The 14937-nt window shown below is 73.1% G+C and carries 18 protein-coding genes; 13 read left to right on the top strand and 5 right to left on the bottom strand.

Going from position 1 to position 14937, the window contains the following annotated elements:
* Window positions 1-350 precede the first annotated feature (350 nt).
* From ACIQOV_RS05245 to ACIQOV_RS05270, 6 genes are all read left to right on the top strand, one after another.
* Window positions 351-1205, top strand: coding sequence for a helix-turn-helix domain-containing protein (locus ACIQOV_RS05245; protein WP_401045090.1), 855 nt, complete (start codon window positions 351-353; stop codon window positions 1203-1205).
* Window positions 1202-1411 carry a DUF397 domain-containing protein gene (locus ACIQOV_RS05250; protein ID WP_401045093.1) on the top strand — a complete coding sequence of 70 codons (210 nt, stop codon included), beginning with the start codon at window positions 1202-1204 and terminating at the stop codon, window positions 1409-1411. Before ACIQOV_RS05245 ends, ACIQOV_RS05250 begins: the two co-directional genes overlap by 4 nt.
* A 73-nt stretch (window positions 1412-1484) precedes the next feature.
* Window positions 1485-1757 carry a DUF397 domain-containing protein gene (locus ACIQOV_RS05255; RefSeq protein ID WP_401045096.1) on the top strand — a complete coding sequence of 91 codons (273 nt, stop codon included), beginning with the start codon at window positions 1485-1487 and terminating at the stop codon, window positions 1755-1757.
* 233 nt (window positions 1758-1990) lie between these two features.
* Entirely contained in the window at window positions 1991-2350 is a 360-nt protein-coding gene (locus ACIQOV_RS05260) for a hypothetical protein (RefSeq protein ID WP_401045099.1), read from the top strand.
* A 136-nt stretch (window positions 2351-2486) separates the two neighbouring features.
* Window positions 2487-2696, top strand: coding sequence for a DUF397 domain-containing protein (locus ACIQOV_RS05265; protein WP_401045101.1), 210 nt, complete (start codon window positions 2487-2489; stop codon window positions 2694-2696).
* Window positions 2697-3032: 336 nt separating this feature from the next.
* Window positions 3033-3689 (top strand): class I SAM-dependent methyltransferase, encoded by a 657-nt coding sequence (locus ACIQOV_RS05270; protein WP_401045104.1) that lies wholly within the window; start codon window positions 3033-3035, stop codon window positions 3687-3689.
* Here the strand turns inward: ACIQOV_RS05270 and ACIQOV_RS05275 are convergent.
* The gene (locus tag ACIQOV_RS05275; protein WP_401045107.1) at window positions 3665-4423 is read right to left on the bottom strand and encodes a helix-turn-helix domain-containing protein; all 759 of its coding nucleotides are present in this window, start codon (window positions 4421-4423) and stop codon (window positions 3665-3667) included. The genes ACIQOV_RS05270 and ACIQOV_RS05275 overlap by 25 nt on opposite strands.
* Complete coding sequence (locus tag ACIQOV_RS05280) at window positions 4420-5091, bottom strand: hypothetical protein (RefSeq protein ID WP_401045110.1); 672 nt, start codon at window positions 5089-5091, stop codon at window positions 4420-4422. Before ACIQOV_RS05280 ends, ACIQOV_RS05275 begins: the two co-directional genes overlap by 4 nt.
* Before the next feature lie 389 nt (window positions 5092-5480).
* On the opposite strand from ACIQOV_RS05280, the gene ACIQOV_RS05285 reads away from it, so the two are divergent.
* Complete coding sequence (locus tag ACIQOV_RS05285; RefSeq protein ID WP_401045112.1) at window positions 5481-6353, top strand: hypothetical protein; 873 nt, start codon at window positions 5481-5483, stop codon at window positions 6351-6353.
* Window positions 6354-6417: 64 nt separating this feature from the next.
* Window positions 6418-7323 carry a hypothetical protein gene (locus ACIQOV_RS05290; RefSeq protein WP_401045115.1) on the top strand — a complete coding sequence of 302 codons (906 nt, stop codon included), beginning with the start codon at window positions 6418-6420 and terminating at the stop codon, window positions 7321-7323.
* Here ACIQOV_RS05290 and ACIQOV_RS05295 read toward each other — a convergent pair.
* Window positions 7283-8593 carry an RNA-guided endonuclease InsQ/TnpB family protein gene (locus tag ACIQOV_RS05295; RefSeq protein WP_401045132.1) on the bottom strand — a complete coding sequence of 437 codons (1311 nt, stop codon included), beginning with the start codon at window positions 8591-8593 and terminating at the stop codon, window positions 7283-7285. The genes ACIQOV_RS05290 and ACIQOV_RS05295 overlap by 41 nt on opposite strands.
* A 149-nt stretch (window positions 8594-8742) precedes the next feature.
* Here ACIQOV_RS05295 and ACIQOV_RS05300 point away from each other — a divergent pair, with 149 nt between their 5' ends.
* The 4 genes from ACIQOV_RS05300 (at window position 8743) to ACIQOV_RS05315 (ending at window position 12268) form a co-directional block, all read left to right on the top strand.
* Entirely contained in the window at window positions 8743-9567 is an 825-nt protein-coding gene (locus tag ACIQOV_RS05300; RefSeq protein ID WP_401045117.1) for a hypothetical protein, read from the top strand.
* Window positions 9564-10649, top strand: a complete 1086-nt coding sequence (locus tag ACIQOV_RS05305) for a hypothetical protein (protein ID WP_401045120.1) — start codon at window positions 9564-9566, stop codon at window positions 10647-10649. The genes ACIQOV_RS05300 and ACIQOV_RS05305 overlap by 4 nt, the downstream gene beginning before the upstream one ends.
* A 172-nt stretch (window positions 10650-10821) precedes the next feature.
* Window positions 10822-11478: a hypothetical protein gene (locus tag ACIQOV_RS05310; protein WP_401045122.1), complete on the top strand. Its 657-nt coding sequence runs from the start codon at window positions 10822-10824 to the stop codon at window positions 11476-11478.
* Window positions 11479-11602: 124 nt separating this feature from the next.
* Window positions 11603-12268, top strand: a complete 666-nt coding sequence (locus tag ACIQOV_RS05315) for a GDSL-type esterase/lipase family protein (RefSeq protein ID WP_401045125.1) — start codon at window positions 11603-11605, stop codon at window positions 12266-12268.
* 45 nt (window positions 12269-12313) lie between these two features.
* Here ACIQOV_RS05315 and ACIQOV_RS05320 read toward each other — a convergent pair whose 3' ends face one another.
* Window positions 12314-13213 (bottom strand): endonuclease/exonuclease/phosphatase family protein, encoded by a 900-nt coding sequence (locus tag ACIQOV_RS05320; RefSeq protein ID WP_401045128.1) that lies wholly within the window; start codon window positions 13211-13213, stop codon window positions 12314-12316.
* Window positions 13214-13485: 272 nt separating this feature from the next.
* A complete protein-coding gene (locus ACIQOV_RS05325) occupies window positions 13486-14133 on the bottom strand; it encodes a M15 family metallopeptidase (protein ID WP_401045131.1) in 648 nt (215 codons plus the stop codon).
* A gap of 144 nt (window positions 14134-14277) precedes the next feature.
* On the opposite strand from ACIQOV_RS05325, the gene ACIQOV_RS05330 reads away from it, so the two are divergent.
* On the top strand, window positions 14278-14937 hold a 660-nt coding region (locus ACIQOV_RS05330), incomplete at its 3' end, for a response regulator transcription factor (RefSeq protein ID WP_401045134.1).

The following is a 14937-nucleotide window of genomic DNA, read 5'->3' on the forward strand; positions in this document are numbered from 1 at the left end:
CCCCGTGAGGGGTGGAGGAGAGGATCGAGGCGAGGAAGCGGCGCCCCTCGGAGGGAGCGCGGCGGCTGCGCGGCAGCCAGGTGGTGGAGGGGCAGGAGGACATGGCGAATCCGCCTTCCAGGAACGAAGTTTGAAGCCATGCGGAGGCCGGGCGGGGCATGGGGATGCCCGGCCGTAGAGCACTCTCGGTCACTCAGGCGACCTGAAGGACTACTCCCTGTAGATTGCCCTAGTCGGGCAATTGCATGCAACTGCTTCGCTCGTGCAATTGCATGATCATGGGGCGCGACAGGGCCCCCGGGAGGGGTGGCAAACTATGCAAGGAAGCGAACAGCCAGGGAGTGTGACGCATGGGCAGTCCAACCGTGCTGCGGCGTAGGCTCGGCGGCGAGCTTGGCAAGTTGCGCGCATCGCGTGAGCTGAACGCCAAGGACGTGGCCGCCGCGCTGGGTTGGTCCGCTTCGAAGCTGAGCCGCATCGAGAGCGGCCTGGTGCCACTTCAGGAGCGCGACGCCGCGAAGCTCCTGGCGCACTACGGCGTCACTTCATCCGATGAGGTGAAGCACTTCCTCGGGCTGACGCGCCAGAGCCGCCAGCAGGGCTGGTGGCATGCGTACGGCGATGCTCTGCCGGACTGGTTCCGCGCCTACGTGGGCTTCGAGTCGGACGCAGCGAAGATCACGACCTACCAGTGCGAGCTGGTTCCAGGACTTCTCCAGACCGAGGCCTATGCTCGGAGTGTCATCCGGGCCATGAATCCGATCGAATCCGCTGAAGAAGTCGAGCGGCGAGTCGCACTGCGGATGGATCGTCAGCAGATACTTGACCGCCATGAGCCGCCACAGCTGTGGGCCATCATCAGTGAGGCTGTCATTCGACGGCCAGTCGGCGGGAACCCGGCCATGGCTGAGCAGTTGAGCCACCTCGCGGCCATGGCGGATAAACGGCCCAACATCACGGTCCAGATCCTGCCGTTCTCCGCTGGCGCTCACGCGGCCATGGGTTCCTCGTTCTCCATTCTGTCGTTCAACGACATCCCTGGCAGTGTTGCCTACTCCGAGGCGCCCACCAGTAGCACCTATTCGGAACGGCCGCATGAGATCGCTCGCCACGAGGATGCCTTCGATCGCCTCATGGCGTCGTCGGTGCAGCCCGAGAGGTCAATCGCTTGGTTGAAGGAAGTTGCGGAGGAGTATTCACGGTGAGTCACGAGTACCACAGCGTCAAGTGGCGCAAGAGCACATACAGCAATGGCCAAGGCGATTGCATAGAAGTGGCCGATGATCTCATTGGCATCGTTCCAGTTCGGGATAGCAAGGACCCCGATGGCCCGACTCTCGCGTTCACTCCCGAGGCGTGGCAGTTTTTCATCGCTAGCGTCCGGGCGGGCGACTTCCCGGCCACCAACTGACCCAGTACCGTGGGCTGCCCCGCACCGCGCGGGGCAGCCCACCACCGACTGAGGGCTCCAGGAGGTCAATCGCGTGACAGCTGACCTGACATGGCGCAAGAGCAGCTACAGCAACGCCTCTGGTGGCGACTGCGTCGAGGTTGCTACGGAACTCCCCGTCACCTGGCGCAAGTCGAGCGCCGGCAATCCGAACGACAACTGCGTCGAGGTGGCCGACGGCATCACCGGCATGGTTCCGGTCCGGGACAGCAAGGATCCTCACGGCCCGGCTCTCCGTTTTACTTCCGAGGCTTGGCGGTCCTTCGTCGAGGGTGTCCAGGCCGGTGACTTCCCGGCCGGCTCCTGAGGCGCTTCTTGCCGGGCGGCCCCGCGTGCTTCGCGGGGCCACCCGGCCTTTCCGATGTGGAGCGGCTTGGCCTCACAACGGGGGTGAGCAAAAGCTCGGGCCCCCACGCCTGCGCGCGACTACTGTGCTGCCCGGGTAGATCATCCCGACCGATGGGGGAGCGAGTCGTGCTGACCAATGCGCACCCGCCGTAGGTACCTCTGGAGAGTCCGGAGGGCCCACGGAGGCTCTTGATGTCCCGAACCGTCCGCACGACTCCCAGGCAACTCCGCGTCGAGGAGGGCGCATTGGAGTCCATGTCCCTGTACGACCTCCGCTACGCCCACGCCGAACTGGGCCGGGCCGCCCGCGAAGGCCGGCGCCCCGTCCCGAAGAAGACGCGGCGTCGGATCACCTTCCGGCTGTCGACGGTGCTCGACTGCAGGACGGGCTCGTTCTCCGTCGAGATCGCCACGGCCGAAAGCCGGGCCCGGCTCCGGGGCCGACTCGACGCCCAGCGGATCCGCGGGCTGCACCGCGCCGGCCACGACACCGACGGTGCGGACATCCCTCCGGTCCACCACCGCCACGATGCGCTCTGGCATGCCTGGTAGGGGTGAAGTGCTCAGGCATGACGCGCACTTGTGAACGCAGAGAGCTTCTGCGGCGGGTCGGCAAGAAGGCTTGTGCTTCCTTGTCCTCATGCGTGTTCGCTATCAGGCCGTTCACGGAACTGTGGCCGGAACCGACATGAGCGATCGACCCCACGGGGCCGTCCGGCGCAGGAGCGCCCACAGCCATGGCCAAGGCCACTGCGTCGAGGTGGCCGATGGCGTCACGGGCATGGTTCGGGTTCGGGACAGCAAGGATCCTCACGGTCCGGCTCTCGCCTTCACCGTCGAGGCGTGGCGGTCCTTCGTCATCGGCATCAGGGCGGGCGACGTTCCGGACCGTTTCTGAAGAGCTCTCGGGCGGCCCCGCGGAGTGCGCGGGGCCACCCGGTGCTGTGCTGCGGTTCGCAACCTCGGTGATGCCGTGGGCCTGTCGTCGCTCCCGCCGCCCTCACTGCCCCCTTGTGCGCAGGAAGTCGGACCCGCCGACTTCCTGCGCGACGTCGAGACCGGAGAAGGAACAGGTGGGGCACGGCCCAGGACTATCGAACGAGGCCCGTGCGAACTCCGGATCGTCCTGACACCAGCCCCCGCGGGAGCCGCCCGGCCGCAGGCGTCTCAGTGGGCGAGGCGGGCGAGCGATTCGTTCAAGACTCCGCCCCAACCGCCCGCCCACACTGGCCCCATGACACCGACCGACACCTTCACCCCCGCGGCCGGACGCTTCGCCCTCGGCCTCTACGACCCCATCGTCTCGCTCACCCGCGAACGCCTGTGGCGCAGCCTGCTGGCCATGCACGCCGCCCCCCGCCCCGGTGACGTCATCGTCGACGTCGGCTGCGGCACCGGCTCCTTCGCCGTCCTCCTCCACCGCGCCGAACCGCAGGCCACCGTCATCGGCGTCGACCCCGACCCCGCCGTGCTGCGCCTGGCCCGCCGCAAGGCCGCCGCGGCCGGCGCCACCCCCGACTTCCGCACCGGCATGGGCGACGCGGTGGCCGAGGTCGTCGGCGACGAAGCGGCCGACACCGTCGTCTCCAGCCTCGTCCTCCACCAGTGCCCCGTCCCGATGAAGCGGGCGATCCTCGCCGCCATGCACCGCACCCTGCGCCCCGGCGGCAAACTGGTGATCGCCGACTACGGGCGGCAGCGCACCCCGGCCATGCGCCTGGCCTTCCGGATCGTCCAGTTCGCCGACGGGAAGCAGGACACCCAGACCAACGCCGACGGCATCCTGCCCCGCCTCATCGCCGAGGCGGGCTTCGAGGGCGTGCGCGAGACGGACACCGTCGCGACGGTGACCGGCTCGATGTCCCTCTACACCGCGCGCCGCCCCGGCTGACCGGCCGCACCCCCGGCCGCACCCCCGGCCGCATCCCCGGCCCCGCCCTCCGCCGCGCGCAGCGCGGGCAGCACCTGCGAGGGCGTCAGCCCGGTCAACTCCCGCATCCACCGGGAGAAATGGGCCTGGTCGGCGAACCCGCCCGCGAACGCCGCCTGCGCCGGCGAGCACCCCTCGCCGAGCGCCAGCGCCGCCCGGGACAGCCGCTGCCAACTGCGCCAGCGCGCCAGCGGCACCCCCAACTGCCGCCGCGCCAGGGCCCGCAGGCGCTGCGGGGACAGCCCGACGCGCGCGGCGAGGCCCTCCAGCGGCTCCCGGCCGTCGGCCAGCGCCGCCACGGCCGCACGCAGCCGCGGGTCCAGGCCGGTGGCGGGCAGCCCGCCGTCCGGCCGTACCTCCCGCTCGGTCAGGCCGTGCCACTGCGGGGCCACGGTGACCCCCTGCCCGCAGTCCGTGCGCAGCCGGTCGGCGAAGGCGCAGTGCGGGTCGACGTAGAAGGTCAGCACCTCCCGGGTCGGGGCCATCCGGTGGCGCACCATCGGCGGCACCACGAGCGCGGGACCGCGGTGGCGCCGCCCGGTGTCGTCCTCGATGGCCACCGTGCGGGTGGCGCCCGCGACGGCGATCTGGAAGGTGGTGTGCCGGTGGAAGGCGCTGTCGGCCAGCGGCCCCTGGTACAGCGCGTACCCGGGGCCGACGGCGAACCGCGGGCCGGTCCCGCCGCCGCTGCTCACCGGTCCGCCTCCCGGACCTGAGCGGCCAGGCGGACGGCGGCGTACGGTACGGCGGCCAGGCCGAGCAGGGCCAGCACGATCCAGAACGGGACCGCCGCCGGGCTCGGGCGGCCGGTGACCATCCGCCCGCCGTCCTCCAGCCCCACCCGGACCTCATGGCCGTCCGGGTAGGGCTCGTCGACCGGGCGCTCCTCGCTGAACTCCTGTCCGTCCACGCTCCAACGGTAGGTGCAGCCGTACGTCTTCGAGCCCAGACCGCCGCCCTCCACCGGCCGCTGGCCGGTCGCCCGGCAGTGCGTCACCACCGCCGCGACGCTGCGCGGCTCGTGCGCCCGCACCTGGACGGTGTGGACGGCCTGGGCCGTCGCGAACGCCGTCCCCCAGGCGGCCGCGAGCAGCACCACCGCCCACGCGCGGACCGCCGCGTCCCCGCCGCCTCCCGTGCGACGGCCCGCCCGCCGGTCCGGCCGTTGATCCGCACCTCGGCCCGGCCGGACCGAGGCGGCCGTGCCCACCGCCAGTGCGGCGGCGCACAGCCACAGCGGCCCCGCGCCCACCGGCCGGTCCAGCGACCACGCCCACACCACCGGTGCTCCGGCGGCGGCCGGCGCCGCGAGCGCCACCACGGCCGGCCACGCCCGCCGGCGGCCGGCTTCCCCCCTCGTCACGGCACGTCCCCCCTTTTTTCCCGTCCTTCTCCCCGTCCTTGCCCGTTCTTGACGCCGTCCCGACCCCGCGGGCGCGCCTTCGTGCCGAGCGGTGACGGGACCGCGACATCGTCACGGGCCGCCGGGGCCGGGAGGAGGCCATGTTCGAATCGATGTGTCGACACAGTGTCATCACCGCAGGACAGCGCCCATTGCGGTTCGATCACGGTGTGTCCGATTCGTCGAACATTGGGGGAAAGTGTGACGGTTAACTGTTTTGGCAGCGGTGTCGGCGGCCTCTCATAATTCCTGCCGACACGCGTGACGGAATTCCCGGAGAACCCGCTGGGGCAGTGGCGCCCGCAAGGGGCCCGCGCGTGGGATTCCGCATTCTTCCTGGGGGGATTTCCTTGCCCGAGCCTGAGCCCGAGAACGAGGGCGCCGCCGCCGCACCTCCGGCACCGGCCGAGCCGGCCGCTGCGCCCGCACCGGAGCCGGCAACGCAGCCGGCCCCGCGCCGGCTGCCGCGCGCCGTCGGCGTCGCGCTGGCCACCGCCGGCCTGCTCGCCGTCACCGCGGCCAGCGCCGCGGTGACCGTCGCCGTCGGCAAGCCCGCCGCCCGCTCGGCCGCGGCCGCCCCCGCCCCGTCGCGGGTGGCCGCGAGCGCGAGCGCCAGTGCCACCGCGAGTGCCACCGCGTCCGCGACGCCCTCGGCCGCGCCCGTCCCGGCGCCCACCGCCGCCCCGGCCGAACCCGCCCCCGCCAGCACCGTCAAGGGCACGGTCAAGAACGGCCAGCACGAGGGCGACCTGCGCTACTTCCTGCTCCCCCTCCCGGCCGGCGGCGAGTCCTACGGTCCCGCGGACGGGATGACCATGACCAACGACGACGTCGCCGCGCTCTTCGGCAAGCAGGACGGCATCATGGACATCCTCGGCTCGTACGGCTACAGGAGCGGCGCGACCCGGACGTACCGGACCGCCGACGGCAAGGCCGAAGTCACCGTCACCCTGCTGAAGTTCGGCTCCACCACGGCGGCACGCGACTTCGTCAAGGGCTACGAGGTCAAGTCGCTGAGCCCGTTCGACATCGACGGCGACCCGGGCGGCCACGGCTACCTGCAGGCCCCCAAGCAGCAGGCCTACACCGGATCGATGAGCGGCATCTCCAGCCAGGGCGACGTGCAGTACACGGTCGACGTCGACGTGAAGGGGACGCCCGACAAGGCGCTGCTGAACGAGCTGATGAAGCGCCAGCGCGAGTGGCTCACTGCCGGCGGCTGAGCCCGGCTCCGCCCGCCCGCCCGACGCCACCCCTTCCTCTTCCCCCTTCTCTGGAGCCACTTCCGTGACCACCGAACCCGCGGAGCCGGTGCCCGCCGTGCCCGCCGTGCCCGCCGCGTCCGCGGCCGCTGTCCCGCCGGCGCCCGTCGCCCCGCCCGCCATGCCGCCCGTCGCCCCGCCCGTCGCGCCGGAGCACGGCGAACCCGCCGTCCCCGTCGCCCCGCCCGTCGCGCCGGAGCACGGCGAACCCGCCGTCCCCGCCGAGCCGTTCGCGGCCGAGCCCGCTCCCGCCCCGCGCGCCCCGCGCCGCCCCCGCCCCGTGCTGCTGGGCGCCTGCGCCCTGGTGCTGGGCACTTTGGCCGGCGGCGGCATCGGCTACGCCGTGCAGGCCCAGCGCCCGCCCACGCCGCTGCCGCCGCTCCAGGTCGCCCACCCGTCCTACCCGGCCGGCACGGTCGACCCGGCCGCCCTCGCCGCCGAGCAGCCCAAGCCGCTGGCCATCGACGGCGACCTGACCAAGCTGCTGATCACCGCCCCCGAGGGCAGCGCCCCCTGGGCGGACTTCGCGGACAAGCCGAGCTGGGTCTCGATCGGCGAACTCGCCGAGGAGAACGGCGACGAGGTCGCCACCTTCAAGGACCTCGCCTCCAACGGCTTCCGCCGCGCGGCCGAGGTGGCCTGGAAGAAGGACGACGTCCGCTACCGCATCACGCTGACCCAGTACACCGCGGACCACGCGGACCAGGTGCGCTCCGTCACCTGGCCGGCGTTCGCCGACGGCGCTCCCGGCGGCTACAAGGTGGACGCCGCGCCGCACCACTGGGCCGACAGCAACGAGCAGTACTACCTCGGCGAGGCCGTCGCCAAGCGCGGCCCGCTGGAGATGAAGGTCGAGGTCTTCGGCCCCCAGCCGGTGAACCCCGACACCCTCAAGGACCTCGCCAAGCGGCAGTGGGAGCGGCTGGTTTGACGTCCTCCTCGCGCTGAAGCACGGGGATTCCGGCCGCGCCCGCGGCGCGGGGCTTGCGCCCGGTGCCGCCGACGCTCCGGTGGGTTCCTGTTTCCACGGGCCGTGCCCGGCGTGGGATTGCCACGCCGGGGCTTACTGGCCCTCCGCAGGCGTTCAGCCTGTCCGCCCGCCCGGCGGCCAGGATGTTTCGAGCAGCATTGAGGTCACGATCGTGAGAGGTGCCGCACGCGCCACACGTCCACAGGCGGACGTCCAGCGGCTTGGGCCCGTCCAAGGTTCCGCACGTGGAGCACACCTGCGACGTGGGTTCGTACCGGCCGATCACGCCGAGGTGTCGTCCGTACCGCGTGGCCTTCTCCTCAAGGAGACGCCGAAAGGTCGACCATCCCGCGTCGTGGACGGACTTGCCCAGGCGGGTGCGGGCAAGGCCGTGCACATTCAGGTCTTCCAGGTACACCGCTTGGGTTTCGCGGATGATCCTGGTCGTCTGCTTGTGCAACCAGTCCATGCGGGTGTCGGCCACCTTGGCGTGAGCTCTGGCGACCTTGCGCCGAGCTTTCGCCCGGTTCTTCGATCCCTTGGCCTTGCGGGACAGAGCCTTCTGGGCGGCCTTCAACCGGCGCTCCGCTTTTCGCAGAAAGCGCGGGTTGTCGATCACTGTGCCGTCCGTGAGAACGGCATATGTGGTCAAACCGAGGTCGACTCCGATCTCGGTGTCCAATGCGGGAAGATGCTGGGGTTCGACGTCCACGACGAAGCTGGCGCGGTAGCGGCCGGAGGGATCGAGAACCACCGTCACGGACGAGGGGCCGGAAGGCAGAGGCCGGGACCACTTGACCCGGACGTCACCGATCTTGGCAAGATGCAGCTTGCCGTTGGACCGCAGGCGGAACCCGTTCCGGGACAACCGCAGCGACTGCCGGTTGTCCTTGCGGGACTTGAACACGGGCAGGCCCACCGGGCGAGCGGCCCGCTTGCCGGTCTTCGAGTCGAAGTAGTTCCGGTAGGCGGTGTCCAGGTCGCGAAGGGGCGACTGCAAGGCGTCCACCGACACCGACCCGAGCCACGACCTGGCAACGGTCTTCTTCGCGTCGGTGATCACAGCTTTGGCCAATGTGCCGGTCGGGATATTCGACCGGTCCGCTTTCCACGCCTGCTTCCGCAGGGCGAGCGCATCGTTGTAGACCACCCGCACGCACCCGAACGTACGGGCCAGTACCTGACACTGACGTTCCGTCGGATAGATGCGATAGGAGTACCTGAGATACACGGGATCAGCCTGCCAGCAGGCACTGACAATCACCTGTGGCCACCTGTACGGCGGTCCGTTCCAACGGCGAAACGCCGTTCCCTGACCTGCCCCGCAGGCAGCCCGTTTCCTCCCCCGGCCCAAGCCGGGGGTATCCACGGAGGTCCCCGATGAACGACGACACCGTGACCACCGCTGCCGCCCCCGGCACCCCCGAGCCGGTGCCCGCCGCACCCGGCGCCCCGGCCGGTCCGAGTCCCGCCTCCCGCCGCCTGCTGCGCGCGGGCGCCGCGACCGCCGCGGCCGCGCTGGTCGGTGTGGTCATCGGCGTCGGCATCATCAAGACCCGGTACGACGACCCCGCGCCGGTCACCGTCGCCGCCCCGTCCACCGGTCCCACGCCCACCGCGACCGCCACGCCGTACGGCGCCAAGTCCAACGGCAGCCACTTCGGCTCGCTGCGCGACCTGCTGCTGCCCGTCCCGGCCGGCTACCAGCCCGGCCCGGACGACGGCGGCTACGGCAACGACACCGAGCTGGGCGGCGAGCAGCTGGCCGCCGAGCTGGACGCCGACCTCCAGCAGCTCCCCAAGGAGAAGCGCGACAAGATGCGCGCCTACTGGGAGAGCATGCACGTCAAGGCCACCGGCGTGCGCACCTACCGCGCCGACGGGGACGACCTGGTGATCGGCCTGAAGCTGCGCCAGTTCAACCAGCAGGAAGTGCAGCGGATCAACGAGTACACCGCGGTCTTCACCGGCGACACCGGCCTGTTCCGGATCGGCCCGGCGATCCCCGGCCACCCCGAGGCGCACTGCTACCTGATGCCGGCGCCGCCGTCCGCGCCGATCGACTACCTGGAGTGCTCGGCCGCCGAGGGCGACCTCCTGGTGATCATGAGCGCCGAGGGCGTGGCACCGCTGCCCAAGGACAGGATCGTCGCCCTCTTCACCGCCCAGCTCGACCGCCTCGCCCGCCCGGGAGCGTCCGTATGACCGACCACGCCACCCCGCCGCCCGCGCCCGAGAGCGCGCCCGCGCCCGGGAACGTCCCGGCGCCCGCGCCCGCGAACGCGCCCGCGAACGCACCGCAGAACGCGCCCGCGAACGCGCCCGCGAACGCGCCGCAGAACGCGCCCGCGAACGCGCCCGATCCGCTCCTGGCGGCGCTCGCCGCGCCCGTCGCCGTCCCCGAGGACCCGGCCGTCCTCGCGGAGCGGGAGGCCCGCCGGGCCCTGCGCCGCAAGGCCGCGGTGCGCTGGGGCGGCGCCGCCCTGGTGTTCGTCCTCGCCGGCACCGGCACCGCTCTGGCCGTCACCGCGCCCGAGCGCACCGATCTGCCGGGCCTGGCCACCGCGAGCGACGGCCGCTACACCTTCGCGCCGCTGACCCTGCCGCCGCTGCCCGCCGGCAAGAACGCCCCGGACGACAAGGGCAAGTCCCTGCACCACGCGGACCTGCGCCACCTGCTGCTGCCCGCGCCCGAGGAGGCCGGTGGTTCGCTGACCCCGCCCGTCTTCCCGGCCCCCGGTGCCGGTGCCGTCCCCTCGGGGGCGCCCACCGCCTCGGGGTCGCCGACCGCCTCCCCGGCGCCCTCGGCCGCCGCCGGCGCGCCCGCCGCCGGCTCCGGGTTCGGCCAGTGGGTGCCCTGCGACGCGCTCGCCGAGGACCAGCAGGACCCGGTCAAGGTGCGCGTCCTGCTGCTGGAGGACGCCTGCCGCGCGGCCACCGTCCGGGAGTGGACGGCCTCCGACGGCACCCGCACCCAGATCCGGCTGCTGCGCTTCGGCTCCGTCCGGGAGTCCTGGGAGGCCTTCGCCGACCTGCGCTCCAAGGGTCGCCCCAAGGCCGCCGCCGACACCAGGAGCACCCCCCACGACGACTGGGACACCCTCGACGGCATGAGCCTGACCACGGTGGAGTCCACCGCGGCCGGCTCCAAGGGCGCCCCCACCGCCCGCGTCGCCTACCTCTCCGCCGCCGACGTCCTCGCCGTCGTCACCATGACCAACCCCGCCGGCGTGCCCACCGCGCCGTTCCGGCAGGTCGTCACCCTCCAGGCGGATCTGCTGTCCTGACCTCGCCTCAGCGGCCGGGCCGGTTCCCCCCGGGGAGCCGGCCCGGCCGTCTTCCCCGCGCGCCTTCTGGGACAGGATCGGGATATTTCCCGCACCGGCCCGTGAACGACCCCCGCGTACGGTGATCACGCATCGGAGAACGCACCGCCGAAAATCGACAGCAGGAGAACCCATGCGCACGCGCCGCCTCGTCCTCACCGCCGCCGCCGTCGCGGCGATCGCCGCCACCGCCACGGCCTGCGGACCGGACAACAGCGACACGAGCGCCGCTCCCGCCGCCACCGGCCCCGCCGCCACCGGCCCCGCGGCACCCGCCGCCGCGCCCACCACGGCCGCCCCGGCCGGGGCCGCGCCGACGAAGACCACCCCGCCCAAGTCCTCCGCCGCCCCCTCCGCCCCGGCCGCCCCCGGCGCCGACAAGAGCGGGTACGGCCAGGCCTGCGGAGCCAACGACCTGGACTTCACCGCGAAGGCCGAAACCCAGGCCGGCGGCTACATCCTGATCAGCGCCAAGGCCAAGCAGGGCATCACCTGCACGCTCCCCGCCACCCACCCCGTCATCGCGTTCGGCTCCGGCGGCATCGAGGCCGGGCCCTTCGAGCACGGCACCGGAGAGTCGATCACCCTGAGCGGCGCCAAGACCGCCTACGCGGGCATCATGGCCAAGACCACCAAGGGCAACCAGGCCGTCCAGTACACCGACGTCGTCATCGGCATCGGCACCCCCGACCCGAACCCGGCGAGCGTCCCCGTCGGCACCACCCCGGTCGACAAGCCGGTCGTCACCAACTGGCACACCCTGCCCAAGGACGCCGTCCCCGCGAGCTGACGCTACGTCACATACACGATGGTGAAAGCCGGATGACGGCGGAATGCCGACGGCCGTCGGTGTGCCGACGGCGCGGCCCGGCACCTTGGAAGTGGACCTGCCCCACCTCTTCCAAGGAGCGCACATGACGATCACCGTCCGGCCGGGAAGCACCGTGATGTTCACCGGCGACTCGATCACCGACGGCCGGCGCCGGGAGAGCGAGGACGGCCTCGGAACCGGCTACCCGCTGCTCGTCGCGGGCGAGTGGGGCCACCGCCACCCGGACCGGCCGGTGACCTGGCTGAACACCGCGAACGCCGGCGACAAGGCGATGGACCTGGAGGCCCGCTGGCGCACGGACGTGCTCGACGCGCGCCCGGACGTGGTGTCGATCCTCGTCGGGGTCAACGACACGGGCTGGCACACCCTCGACCCGGAGGGGTACCCGATCCCCGCGGAGCGCTTCGAGGCGACCTACGACCGCCTGCTCGCGCCCCTCGCCGAGGCGGGCACCCAACTGCTCCTCATCGAGCCGTTCCTCGTGCCGATCCGCGGCGTCGTCGAGGCCGGCGACGCGGTGCTCATCGGCGAGAAGGAACGCGAGCAGTGGCGCGCCGACCTGGACCCGAAGATCCAGGCCGTGCGCAGGCTCGCCCGCCGGTACGGCGCCCAACTGCTCGCCGCGGACGGCAGGTTCGCCGAACTCGGCGCGACGGCCCGACCGGAGCACTGGTCCGCGGACGGCGTCCACCCGACCCCGGCCGGCCACGCCGCACTCGCGGCCGCCTGGCTGCGCCTGGTCGCCTGACCGGGCCGGGAGCACGGTCCCGGCCCGGCCGCCGGGCCCCTGCCGTCACCCCTGCAGCCTCGCCGCCACCGGGCGGTGGTCGCTGGGGGTGGCGGGGAGGGTCCAGGTGTCGGTGGCGGCAAGGCCGCGGGTGAGCACGTGGTCGATGCGGACCAGGGGGAACGCGGCCGGCCAGCTGAAGCCGAAGCCGCTGCGGGCCGGGGTGAGACGGCGGGCCAGCGGGGCCAGGGCGCGGTCGTCGGCGGCGGTGTTGAGGTCGCCCAGCAGCACGACCCGGCGCAGCGGTTCGGCGTCCAGGGCCCCGGCGAGGGCGGCGATGTCGCGGTCGCGGTGGGCGGTGGCGAAGCCGGAGAAGGTCGTGCGCACCGAGGCGAGGTGGGCGACGTACACCGCCAACGGCCCGCCCGGGGCGCTGACTTCGGCCCGCAGGGAGCGGTTCCAGCCGGGGTCGATGATCAGCCGCCGGGACTCCGTCACCGGGTAGCGGCTCCACAGGGCGACGGTGCCGGTGCGGGCGTGGTGGGGCAGGGCCCGGTCCAGCACGCTCCGGTAGGCGGGCAGGGCCGCGTCGGTGACCTCCTCCAGCGCGATGAGGTCCGGGTCGGCGGCGAGCAGCGCGCGGGCGGTGCCGGCCGGGTCCCGGTTGGCGGCGTTCACGTTGTGGGTGACCACCGTCAGGCCCGGCCCGCCGGCCCCGCCCGCCGGGGCCCCGCCGGACAGCAGCAGCGGCCCGAACACCACCGCCCACACCGCCACCAGCACCCCGCCCGCGCAGGCCGCCGCCGGTGCCCGGCGCAGCGCCGCGCACAGCAGCGCCGCCACCGCCACCAGGCCGCTCCACGGCAGGGCGCTCTCCCACAGACTGCCCAGGCCCACGCCGAGCTCCGGCACCAGCCGGTGGCCGCCCAGGGCGAGCGCGGTGAGCAGCCCGAGCGCGGCGGGCACGCGCCCGCGCCGCCAGCGGGGCACGGCCCGCCACGCGGGCGCGGCTCCCCGCCCCGGTGCGCCCTGCCCCCTCGACACGAGGAGCCGCTTCAGTGCGGCCAACCATCTCGGTGCGGCCGGCCACGTCGGCGCGGCCCGTCGCCGTCGCTCCGGCGGGCCGGGCCGGGCGGGCGCCCCGGTCGGTGCGGGCGTCCCGGGCGGCACGTGCGGCACGGGCGTCCCGGGCGTCTCGGACGGCACGGACGGTACGGAAGACGTCACGGCGCGCCCCCTCACCCTGCGGCGTCCGGCAGCGGAGCCGGGCAGGTCCCGCCCGGCCGGGTGAGCAGTTCGAAGTGCCAGATCTCGTTGTTGTACACCTGGCACAGCCCGTACCGGGCGCCGTACTGGATCAGCCAGTAGTCGGCGCTGGTCGGGCCGACGTCCACCGCCTTGCCGGAGACGTGCGCGGACTTCTCCGGCGTGTTGACGAACTTCCGGGCCTGCTCCACGCTCCCGTACCTGGTCACCGCCCGGTCCAGCAGCCGCTGCTGGTAGGCCTTGCTGCGCCAGCCGGAGGTGACGGTCATCTCGATGCCCTGGGCCCGGGCGTCGCCGGCCGCCCGCTGCAGGGCCTCGCGCAGCGGCCCGTCCAGGTTGCCCACGGCCGGGGAGCCGGTGTCGGAAGGGCTCAGGGTCCTGCCGTCCGGGATCTCCCCGTCCGCCTCGGCCTCCGTCGTGACGGGCTTGGCGGTGACGGTGGCCGCCAGGGTGCGCAGCACCGCCCCGGCGCCCGGCGGGTCGGCGGCGGCGCACGCTCCGGCCAGGGTCAGCACCGCCGTCGCGGCGGCGCCCGCGGCCAGCCGCCGCCGTCCGCCGCGCGCCGCCGTGCCCGTGGCCGTGCCGGTACCCGTCTCCGTCGGGGTGTCCGTCGTGTCCATTCCTGCCTCCCGGTGTTGCTCGTCCGTTGCCGGACCATTGGAGGAGAGCCGGTGTTGCGAGGACGTCTGCGCAGGCCGATACGTTTTCGATAGGTCCCATCGGGTCCAATGGGTACGAACAGCGGAGAGCAGGGAGAACAGCACGTGCGGGTCCTGGTGGTGGAGGACGAGATCTACCTCGCGGAGGCGGTCCAGGCGGGCCTGCGGCTGGAGGCGATCGCCTGCGACATCGTCACCGACGGCGACGCGGCGCTGGAGCGCCTGGCCGTCCACAGCTACGACGTCGTCGTCCTCGACCGCGACATCCCCGGCACCCACGGCGACGACGTCTGCCGCAGCATCGTCCGCAGCGGCCTCGGCTGCCGGGTGCTGATGCTCACCGCCGCCGCCCGCCTGAACGAGAAGGTCGCCGGCTTCGAACTCGGCGCCGACGACTACCTCACCAAGCCCTTCGACCTCGCCGAACTCGTCGTACGGCTGCGCTCGCTGGCCCGCCGCCCCGCCCAGGCCGCCCCGCCCGTCCTGGAGTACGCCGGGCTGCGCCTGGACCCCTTCCGCCGCGAGGTCTACCGGGACGGCCGCTACGTGGGCCTGTCCCGCAAGCAGTTCGCCGTCCTGGAGGTCCTGATGGCGGCGCGCGGCGGCGTCATCAGCGCCGAGGACCTGCTGGAACGCGCCTGGGACGAGAACGCCGACCCCTTCACCAACGCCGTCCGCATCACCATCTCCGGCCTGCGCAAACGCCTCGGCGACCCGTGGGTGATCCAGACCGTGCCGGGCGTGGGCTACCGCCTCACCGACCCC

The organism is Kitasatospora sp. NPDC091257 (assembly GCF_044757675.1).
Taxonomy (GTDB): domain Bacteria; phylum Actinomycetota; class Actinomycetes; order Streptomycetales; family Streptomycetaceae; genus Kitasatospora; species Kitasatospora lactacystinica.